The sequence below is a fragment of the Nitrobacter sp. 62-23 genome (assembly GCF_001897285.1).
In the GTDB taxonomy this organism is placed as follows: Bacteria; Pseudomonadota; Alphaproteobacteria; order Rhizobiales; family Xanthobacteraceae; genus Nitrobacter.
The window spans coordinates 1-9,080 of record NZ_MKSM01000048.1 but is presented as its reverse complement, the minus strand read 5'-3'; the positions used below and the strand labels follow the sequence as shown (position 1 = coordinate 9,080).

At 62.0% G+C, this 9,080-nt stretch carries 11 protein-coding genes and 2 tRNA genes; 8 read left to right on the top strand and 5 right to left on the bottom strand.

Features of this window, described 5'->3' with window-relative positions:
* Positions 1-2,411 (bottom strand): carbamoyl-phosphate synthase large subunit (gene carB / locus BGO16_RS04390; RefSeq protein WP_292617378.1); only part of this gene is annotated, 2,411 nt, incomplete at its 3' end.
* Positions 2,412-2,766: 355 nt separating this feature from the next.
* Here carB and BGO16_RS04385 point away from each other — a divergent pair.
* Positions 2,767-3,198 (top strand): DUF302 domain-containing protein, encoded by a 432-nt coding sequence (locus BGO16_RS04385; RefSeq protein WP_292617377.1) that lies wholly within the window; start codon positions 2,767-2,769, stop codon positions 3,196-3,198.
* Between the two features lie 37 nt (positions 3,199-3,235).
* Here BGO16_RS04385 and BGO16_RS04380 read toward each other — a convergent pair.
* Positions 3,236-3,309: transfer RNA gene (locus BGO16_RS04380), tRNA-OTHER, on the bottom strand.
* Between the two features lie 107 nt (positions 3,310-3,416).
* On the opposite strand from BGO16_RS04380, the gene BGO16_RS04375 reads away from it, so the two are divergent.
* Together BGO16_RS04375 and BGO16_RS04370 are read left to right on the top strand one after the other, a co-directional pair.
* A tRNA-OTHER gene (locus BGO16_RS04375) sits at positions 3,417-3,486 on the top strand.
* Positions 3,487-3,714: 228 nt separating this feature from the next.
* Positions 3,715-3,978 (top strand): hypothetical protein, encoded by a 264-nt coding sequence (locus BGO16_RS04370; protein ID WP_292617376.1) that lies wholly within the window; start codon positions 3,715-3,717, stop codon positions 3,976-3,978.
* A 90-nt stretch (positions 3,979-4,068) separates the two neighbouring features.
* Here the strand turns inward: BGO16_RS04370 and BGO16_RS04365 are convergent, their stop codons facing one another.
* Positions 4,069-4,818 carry a class I SAM-dependent methyltransferase gene (locus BGO16_RS04365; protein WP_292617375.1) on the bottom strand — a complete coding sequence of 250 codons (750 nt, stop codon included), beginning with the start codon at positions 4,816-4,818 and terminating at the stop codon, positions 4,069-4,071.
* Between the two features lie 228 nt (positions 4,819-5,046).
* On the opposite strand from BGO16_RS04365, the gene BGO16_RS04360 reads away from it, so the two are divergent.
* Positions 5,047-5,583: a DNA starvation/stationary phase protection protein gene (locus tag BGO16_RS04360; RefSeq protein ID WP_292617374.1), complete on the top strand. Its 537-nt coding sequence runs from the start codon at positions 5,047-5,049 to the stop codon at positions 5,581-5,583.
* 68 nt (positions 5,584-5,651) lie between these two features.
* On the opposite strand, the gene carA is transcribed toward BGO16_RS04360, so the two are convergent.
* Positions 5,652-6,842: a glutamine-hydrolyzing carbamoyl-phosphate synthase small subunit gene (carA, locus tag BGO16_RS04355; protein WP_292617373.1), complete on the bottom strand. Its 1,191-nt coding sequence runs from the start codon at positions 6,840-6,842 to the stop codon at positions 5,652-5,654.
* Between the two features lie 127 nt (positions 6,843-6,969).
* Here carA and BGO16_RS04350 point away from each other — a divergent pair, with 127 nt between their 5' ends.
* The 4 genes from BGO16_RS04350 to BGO16_RS04335 all read left to right on the top strand — a co-directional run bounded on the left by BGO16_RS04350 (position 6,970) and on the right by BGO16_RS04335 (position 8,613).
* Positions 6,970-7,446: an NUDIX hydrolase gene (locus BGO16_RS04350; protein WP_292617372.1), complete on the top strand. Its 477-nt coding sequence runs from the start codon at positions 6,970-6,972 to the stop codon at positions 7,444-7,446.
* 96 nt (positions 7,447-7,542) lie between these two features.
* Positions 7,543-7,998, top strand: a complete 456-nt coding sequence (locus tag BGO16_RS04345; protein WP_292617371.1) for a GatB/YqeY domain-containing protein — start codon at positions 7,543-7,545, stop codon at positions 7,996-7,998.
* Positions 7,999-8,118: 120 nt separating this feature from the next.
* A complete protein-coding gene (locus BGO16_RS04340; protein ID WP_292617370.1) occupies positions 8,119-8,247 on the top strand; it encodes a hypothetical protein in 129 nt (42 codons plus the stop codon).
* A gap of 201 nt (positions 8,248-8,448) precedes the next feature.
* The gene (locus BGO16_RS04335) at positions 8,449-8,613 is read left to right on the top strand and encodes a DUF3309 family protein (RefSeq protein WP_292617369.1); all 165 of its coding nucleotides are present in this window, start codon (positions 8,449-8,451) and stop codon (positions 8,611-8,613) included.
* 143 nt (positions 8,614-8,756) lie between these two features.
* Here the strand turns inward: BGO16_RS04335 and BGO16_RS04330 are convergent.
* Positions 8,757-9,080 (bottom strand): N-formylglutamate amidohydrolase (locus tag BGO16_RS04330; protein WP_292617368.1); only part of this gene is annotated, 324 nt, incomplete at its 5' end.

The window sequence follows — 9,080 nt, the reverse complement described above, 5'->3', positions numbered from 1 at the left end:
ACGCCGTGCAGCGTTCCGTTCTGCCGTTCGGTGTCGATGATCTCCAGCACGTCCTCGGCGGTCAGCGGCTCGAAGTAGAGCCGGTCCGCGGTGTCGTAGTCGGTCGACACCGTTTCCGGGTTGCAGTTGACCATGATGGTCTCATAGCCCACCTCCGACAGCGCGAAGCAGGCATGGCAGCAGCAGTAGTCGAATTCGATGCCCTGGCCGATGCGGTTGGGGCCGCCGCCGAGGATCACGACCTTGGTCTTGTCTGACGGCGCGCTTTCGTCGGCGACGTTCCCTGCGAAGGGCGGCTCATAGGTCGAGTACATATACGCGGTCGGCGAGGCGAATTCCGCGCGTTCGGTGTCGATGATCTCCAGCACGTCCTCGGCGGTCAGCGGCTCGAAGTAGAGCCGGTCCGCGGTGTCGTAGTCGGTCGACACCGTTTCCGGGTTGCAGTTGACCATGATGGTCTCATAGCCCACCTCCGACAGCGCGAAGCAGGCATGGCAGCAGCAGTAGTCGAATTCGATGCCCTGGCCGATGCGGTTGGGGCCGCCGCCGAGGATCACGACCTTGGTCTTGTCTGACGGCGCGCTTTCGTCGGCGACGTTCCCTGCGAAGGGCGGCTCATAGGTCGAGTACATATACGCGGTCGGCGAGGCGAATTCCGCGGCGCAGGTGTCGATGCGCTTGTAGGCCGGCCGTACCTTGAGCGCGCGGCGCAGCGTCCTGACCTCCGTTTCGGTCTTGCCTGCGAGCACCGCGAGGCGCGCGTCCGAAAAGCCCATGCTTTTTAGCGTGCGCATGCCGAAGGTGTTGCCCGGCAGGCCGTCGGCGCGGACCTTGTTCTCCATCTCGACGATGCCGCGCAGTTCGGCGAGGAACCAGGGGTCGATCTTGCAGGAATTGAAGATGTCCTCGTCGCTCCAGCCGAGCCGCATCGCCTGCGCGACCTGCAGCAGCCGGTTGGGGGTCGGCGTGCCGAGCGCGGCGCGGACCGCGTTCTTGTCGTCGTCCTGGCCGAGGCCCTCGATGTCGATTTCGTCAAGGCCGGTGAGACCGGTCTCCAGTCCGCGCAGCGCCTTCTGCAAGGACTCCTGAAAGGTGCGGCCGATCGCCATCACTTCGCCGACCGACTTCATCGAGGTTGTCAGCGTGGTCGATGCGCCGGGGAATTTTTCGAAGGCGAAGCGCGGGATCTTGGTGACGACGTAGTCGATGCTGGGCTCGAAGGAGGCCGGAGTCGCGCCGCCGGTGATGTCGTTGGCGATCTCGTCCAGGGTGTAGCCGACCGCGAGCTTCGCCGCGACCTTGGCGATCGGGAAGCCGGTCGCCTTTGATGCGAGCGCCGAGGATCGCGACACCCGCGGATTCATTTCGATGATGACCATGCGGCCGTCGGCCGGATTGACGCCGAACTGCACGTTGGAGCCGCCGGTCTCGACGCCGATCTCGCGCAGCACCGCCAGCGAGGCGTCGCGCATGATCTGGTATTCCTTGTCGGTCAGCGTCAGTGCCGGCGCCACCGTGATGGAATCGCCGGTGTGCACGCCCATCGGATCGAGGTTCTCGATCGAGCAGACGATGATGCAGTTGTCCTTTTTGTCGCGGACCACCTCCATCTCGTACTCTTTCCAGCCGAGCACGCTCTCCTCGATCAGCACCTCGTTGGTCGGGGAGGCGTCCAGGCCGCGCTCGATGATGTCGAGGAATTCGTCGCGGGTGTAGGCGATGCCGCCGCCGGTTCCGCCCATGGTGAAGGAGGGGCGGATGATCGCGGGCAGGCCGATCTCCGACAGCGCCATCAGCGCTTCCGCCATCGCCTGCTGCTGGTAGCGCTTGCGGCGCTCGTTCTCGCCGAGCCTCCATTGCCGCTCGAATTCGGCGAGCGCATCGCCGGAGAGCTTTTCCTGCTCGGCGAGGTGGCGGTCGCGGTCGGCCTTTTTCATCGCGGATGCATTGGCGAGCCGCGATTTCGGGGTCTCCAGACCGATCCTGGTCATGGCCTCGCGGAAAAGCTGCCGGTCCTCGGCCTTGTCGATGGCGTCCGCGGTGGCGCCGATCATCTCCACATCGAATTGTTCGAGCGTGCCTAGCCTGCGCAGCGACAGCGCGCAGTTCAGCGCGGTCTGGCCGCCCATGGTCGGCAGCAGCGCGAAGCCGCCGGGGACGACGTGACGTTCTTTTTCGATGATCCTGGCGACGATGTCCGGGGTGATTGGTTCGATATAGGTGGCGTCCGCCAGTTCCGGGTCGGTCATGATCGTCGCCGGATTGGAGTTGACCAGGACGACCCGGTAACCCTCCTCCTTCAGCGCCTTCACCGCCTGGGTGCCGGAATAGTCGAATTCGCAGGCCTGGCCGATGACGATCGGCCCGGCGCCAATGATGAGGACGGTCGATATGTCGGTGCGTTTAGGCATTAAGTCCTGGAAACGAAAAACTGGGCACAAAAAAAGGGCGCGCGGCGGCGCGTCCCTTGGGCAAGAGCGCGATCCTCGCGCGCGAGGTGTCTTTAGACCAGATTTCCAGGGCGGGGAAGAACTATAAGTGCTTCATCAACCGGCAATTCTGGGTTGGACGCGCGAGAAAAGCCTTTCGAAGCCGTCTGTTTCTCCTCGGTGGCGATCCGGCGCGGGGTATGAAACGAATTCGGCGGCCGCCGGCGAGAGAACCCGTTGTGTCATGCTCGGACGAGTGTCCCGTGCTATAATTATTATATGGTCAACGGGATACGACTGTCGGAAACAATCGGACCATCGGTTTCGGAGCCTTTGTATGGCTGGTTTGGCACAAGCTGCGACGGATCTGGTGACGAAGCAAAGTTCGCACGCTTTCGAGATCACGCTGGATCATCTGGAAACGGCGGTGAAGGACAATGGCCTGAAGGTCTTTACGCGCCTCGATCACGCGGCCGCGGCAAAGGCCGTCGGTCTTGAGATGCCTCCGGCGACGGTTCTGGTCGTTGGCAGTCCACAAGGCGGAACGCCGTTGTTCCTTCAGCGTCCCATGCTGGCGATCGATTTGCCGCTGAAAATGCTGGTCTGGCAGGATCAGGCCGGCAAAGTCTACGTCAGCTATAACGACGCGACTTACATATCGGCTGTTTTCGCCCGCCACGGATTCGATGCGCAGAGTGACAAACTCAATGCTGCGGCGAAAGGTCTTGAGAGCAAACTGGCCGCTGCGACGAATGCGGCGATCGGGTAGTCTTCAAGAACTCGGGTAGTCTTCAAGAAGGAAAACTTGGAGGCCCAGCCTGGACTTGAACCAGGATAAAAAGCTTTGCACAGCTCCCGCGTCGACTTCCGCCACCGGGCCGCCGGTATATTTGCAGATATTTCCGCCGGGTCGAGCGGTTGCTCGATGTAACGTTAATTGCAACCTAGGCAGCACGAGCGGCCGCGATATGCTATCTGTTTGGTGACGCGGGTTTAGCTTAGTGGCAAAGCAGCGGCTTCCAGGTCGCAGACCGATGTTCAATTCATCGAATCCGCTCTATCATCAATAGCTTGAGCGTCTTTCTGGGGCTGTCGGAGCCTTGGCGTCGCCGGAGCGAATGCAGAAGACCATTCGATTCCATCGACGCTTGGTAAACGATCCGAAGCGCCGGTTCTCGCCGGCCCGCTTGTGGTCGCATTGGGGCAAAAACTTGACGGCGCCCTTCATCGCACATTCAGCGGCCGGGTGAAATCCTGCTTTTCCGAACTCAAGAAGGAAGGCAACATGAAACTCTTGGCTTCTATCGCTTTCGCCGTCGGCCTCGGCATGGCGTCAGCGCAAGCGATGCCTGTCGCGCCGCTGCACGACACGGCCGGTCCTGTCACGCAGGTCGGCTGGCGTTGCGGACCTGGCTGGCACGTCAACGGCTGGGGGCGCTGCGTGCCCAACCGCCGCTTCTATGGTGGCGGGTGGGGCTTCTATGGTCCTCCGCGGATTGACCCGTGGCGTCATCCTCACTGGCATCATGGCTACTGGCGCCGCTGGTAGTCGGCCCGAGGGAGCCCGCACCTTGCGGGCTCTACCGCGGCGTGAGCGCCCGCGCTGTTTCGGAACTGGCGGTCGGTCCTGCGGCATCCCTCACGCGGGGTCTGTTTCGACGCGCTTGCCTTGCGCCTCGGCCTCGCGGCTGCGCTCGAAGGCGTGACGCGCCACAAACGTCATGCGCGACGGGTTGTGGCCGATATTCACCGGCACCCGTGTCGCGGTGAATCCGGCGGCTGCGAGCCTGGCGACCATGTCGGTCTCGCCATAGCGTTGCAGCCCGATCCTGGTGCGCAGTTGCCGATAGTCGGAGAGTGCTGTGCGACCCAGTCCCAGCAGCGCGTCCTTCACGAAGCCGTGCTTCGCTGCAAAGCGAAGCAGCGCGATCACGTCGCCTGCCATTCCTGCGTCCGGCTGCAGGACGTCGCCCAGCACCAGACGGCCGGCCGGCTTGAGCAACCGGCGAATTGTCGTGATCGCGGCATCGAATTCGTCCGGCGTCATGTATTGTATGACCGAGTTCATCACCGCCAGATCGACCGATCCGTCGTCCGCGTGCCGAAGGTCGTCCGGCGCGCACACACGGATTTTTGTATTAGATGCGAACCGCGTGATCAGTCGGCCGCGAACGCCCGGCGCGGGCTCCGCGAGGATCAGCCGGCCGCAGGCGCCGGCCACCGTTTCGGCCGAGAGCGCTTCGCCGCAGGCGTAGTCCAGGACCACAGACCCTTTCGACGGGATATAGCCGACGATGTCCCGGGCGATGGTCTGGAAATGGACGTCACGGTGCAGTTTGCTGACGTAAATCGTGTGGGTGGAATCGTAGTAGTCGATCCAGTCTTCCATGGACGGTCTGAGCCAATCTTCCTGTTCCGCGATTGGAACCCTTCGCGGGGTCATACGTTAGAACATGAGCGCGGGAAGTGGAAACCGGTTTTCGCATAGCTGAACCAGACTCGGGCGAACCTGTTGCGGAATGGCGCGTTAGCAGGGCCTGCAGCGGGTTTTCCGTTTTCGCTTTGCGCGGCCGGAAATCCCAGTTCATCTTCTTTTCATACAGCAGGAGGGTGCATCGTGACCCAAGCCAAAAGTTCCGCCTTGCGGAAAGTAAACCCCGAACTCGACACGCCGACCGATCTTTCACAGGAGGGCGTCGACAAGATCTCCGCCGCCATGAATACAATCCTCGCCGATACCTTCGCGCTCTACCTCAAGACAAAGAATTTCCACTGGCATGTCAGCGGGCGGCACTTCCGGGATTACCATCTGCTGCTTGACGAGCAGTCGGAGCAGATATTTGAAACCACCGACGAGATTGCCGAGCGGGTTCGCAAGATCGGCGGCACCACGCTGCGCTCGATCGGTCAGGTCGCCAAACTGCAGACCCTCGAAGACAATGACGAGAGCTACGTCCCGCCACGGGAGATGCTGCGCGAACTGATGAACGACAACAAGAAGGTCGTGGCGGCCATGCGCAAGGCCCACGACATCTGTGACAAGTACGAGGACGTCGCGACGGCGAGCCTGCTGGAGAACTTCATCGACGCGACCGAGCGGCGGACCTGGTTCCTGTTCGAGGCGAGCCGCCAGGAAGGCAGCAACGAAGCCTGATCGGAGGGCGTTCGCCGTTTGTCGGATCGTTTATTTTTGCGGACGATGACGCCTGATTGCGGTCAGGCCTATGCCCGCTTGTTCGCCCGCATCAGGTCGGCGAAGCGCCTGAAAAGATAGTGCGAGTCGCGCGGACCCGGCGAAGCTTCCGGGTGATACTGCACGGAAAACACCGGCTTGCCCTCGATCTCGAGGCCGCAGTTGGAGCCGTCGAACAGCGAGACATGCGTCTGCCTGGCGCCCTTCGGCAGCGTGGCCTCGTCGACGGCGAAGCCATGGTTCATCGAGGTGATCTCGACCTTGCCGGTGGTCTCGTCCCTGACCGGATGATTGGCGCCGTGGTGGCCCTGATGCATTTTCCGGGTTTTTGCGCCGACCGCGAGGCCGAGCATCTGGTGGCCCAGGCAGATGCCGAAGGTTGGCGTCCCCGACTCGATCACTTTCCGGATCGTCGGCACGGCGTACTTGCCGGTTTCGGCCGGATCGCCGGGGCCGTTTGAGAGGAACACGCCGTCCGGTTTCATCGCCAGGATGTCTTCCGCCGACGTGGTTGCCGGCACCACCGTGATTTTGCAGCCCTCGCCGGCGAGCAGGCGCAGGATGTTGCGCTTGACGCCGTAATCAACGGCGACGACATTGAATTCCGGCTTGTCCTGCCGGTCGAAACCCTTGCCCCAGGCCCACGGCGTCTCGTCCCAGGTGTAGCGCTGGCTCGACGTCACCATCGGCACGAGGTCCATGCCCTCCAGCCCCGGCCACTCGCGCGCTTCTTCCTTCAATCCATGCAGGTCGAACTTGCCGTCCCTGGCGTGCGCGACCACCGCATTGGGCATGCCTTTGGTGCGGATCATCGCGGTCAGCGCGCGGGTGTCGATGCCCGAGATGCCGATGATGCCGCGCGCTCTCAGCCAGACGTCGAGATGTCTGGAGGCGCGGTAGTTCGAGGGTGAGGTGATGGCGCTGCGCAGGATGACGCCGCGCGCCCCCGGCGTCGCCGCCATGTTCACCGTCTCGATGTCCTCGTCGTTGGCGCCGACATTGCCGATGTGCGGAAAAGTGAAGGTGATGAGCTGCCCGGCATAGGAAGGATCGGTGAGGATTTCCTCGTAGCCGGTCATCGCGGTGTTGAAGCAGACTTCGCCGACCGCCTGACCCTCTGCGCCGAGACCGAAGCCTTCGAGCACTGTGCCGTCGGCGAGCACGAGAAGCGCGGTCGGTTTGAGATCCGGCCAGGCTGAAGCGTTTTCCGATGTGGTCATGAGCGCATGACATAGCCCGCGCTTGCGTCGGCGTCAAACTTCGGTTGTCTCGCGCGCCGCCGCGGCTTACATCGGCGTTCCAAGCCGCCAGCAACAGGACCAGCCCTTGTATTCCGACCCCAGAACCATGATCGTCATGGATGCAGGTTCGTCCCGCTTCCAGTTTCGGGCCGGGGCGCTGATATGGCGCAGCGGGCACGTCCTGATTCACCGCGCAGTTTCGGATCCGTTCTGGGCGCTCCCCGGCGGTCGTGTTGAGTTGCATGAAACCAGCGCGGAAGCTCTGGCGCGCGAGATCAAAGAAGAGATGGGCTGCGCTGCCGCCATCGGACCGCTGCGCTTTGTCATCGAGAACTTCTTCGAATTGGGGGGACGAAAGGCCCACGAGATAGGTTTTTACTACGAAGCCGAACTGCCCCGGCCGTTTCCGTTCCACGAAACGGACATCGTGCATCGCAGCCGCGACACGAACACCGATCTCGAGTTTCGGTGGGTTCGACCGCAGTCCTTCGGGCCCGGAGCGATCGATCTCAAGCCTGGGCCGCTTGTCGATCTCATCGCGACGTCGTCCGAAGGCGTCGTGCATGTGGTGCATCGGGATTGATCGCCTTTCAACGCCGCGGTTGCCGCCCCGGCGAAGGTGGCCTAAATCTGGGACGGACACAGTTGACAGCGCGAAACGCTGTGAGGGGAGATTTTGATGCTGCGCGACGACATCAACAACGCCGTCAAGGAGGCGATGAAGGCCAGGGACGAGCGCAAGCTCTCCACGTTGCGCATGGTCAACTCCACCATCAAGAATGCCGACATCGAGGCGCGCGGACAAGGCAAGCCGCCGCTGTCGGACGGCGATCTGCTCGGCCTGTTGCAGAAGATGATCAAGCAGCGGCAGGAGTCCGTCGAACTCTACGAAAAGGGTGGCCGCGAGGAACTGGCGGCGCAGGAGCGTGCCGAAATTCTTGTGATCTCCGGCTACCTGCCGAAGCAGATGTCGGATGACGATATGAAGTCCGCCGTCGCAGCTACTATCGCTGAGACTGGAGCGGCCGGCATCAAGGACATGGGCAAGGTGATCGGCGCGCTGAAAGCCAAATATGCGGGGCAGATGGATTTCGGCAAGGCCAGCGGCGTGGTGAAGGCCGCGTTGACCGGTTAAGTCCTATACGTACCGGGACGCGGCGCAGTGCGTCATGCCCGCGACGTGGCGCCACTGATCCGGGGCCGTCTCAATGATAATGTTTTGCGGCGGTCCCGGTTCGGCGGAGCTGCATGAAGAATGCCGCATTCGCGCCGGGACACGATTGCGCCCCTCGATGATCACTGGATGATCGCGCGGAATAACAGTCTGCCGATGATCGCCACCAACAAAGTGTTGCGCTGTGAGTTGCGCGCACTCGTCGGCTGAATTTGGTTCCGCTGATCGCGGAGAAATAGTTCAGTTCCTCTACGGGAACGACGCGCCGCGCGTCGCGTTGTCGCCTCATCAACAGGAGGCGAACACATGGGCTTCGGACGCGGACTTCTTCTCTGGCTGATCGGGATTCCGATCCCGTTGATCATTCTCATCGCACTTCTCATGCATCACTAAGCCTGAGCGAGGAACGACATGAGCATCGGCACGATCATTCTGATCATTTTGATTATTGCGCTGCTTGGCGGCTTCAGCGGCGTCGGCGGCGGGCCGTTTTACGGCACCGGCTATTACGGCGGCGGCGGCCTCGGATTGGTGATCATCATTCTGCTTATCCTTCTCCTGATGGGACGCATTTAGCTTGGCATAGCTGAACGGAAAACAAGTTAAGTCGAAACGTCATTGCAGGCGAAGCAATCCATCAACCAACTGTAATAGGATTGCTTCGCCGCTCACCCCTCCGATAACCGGTGCCGCATCGCCGGCATCCGTCACCCGAGATTTTAGGCGTAAGACGATCGCGGCGCGGTCAGCGTCGTTTCAATCTCGTGAAGTAGCCGCGCCAATCGCTCCGCCCACTGCGCTTGTCCGGTGTCATCAGCAATCAAATCCTGCCTGATCTCGACGCCGGTATTCATCAGGCCGCGCGCCTCGCCATGCACGGGGATGGTGTAATCGGTGAGGTCGCTCACCGCATAAGGTTCGTTGTCGCCGACAACAAGATCTCCCTCGGCGCGCAGCAGCGACAGCAAAAGATGCGGCAGCACCGGACTGCGGTGATAGAGCGTGCCGATGTGCCATGGCCGCGCGACCCCGGCATAGACAGG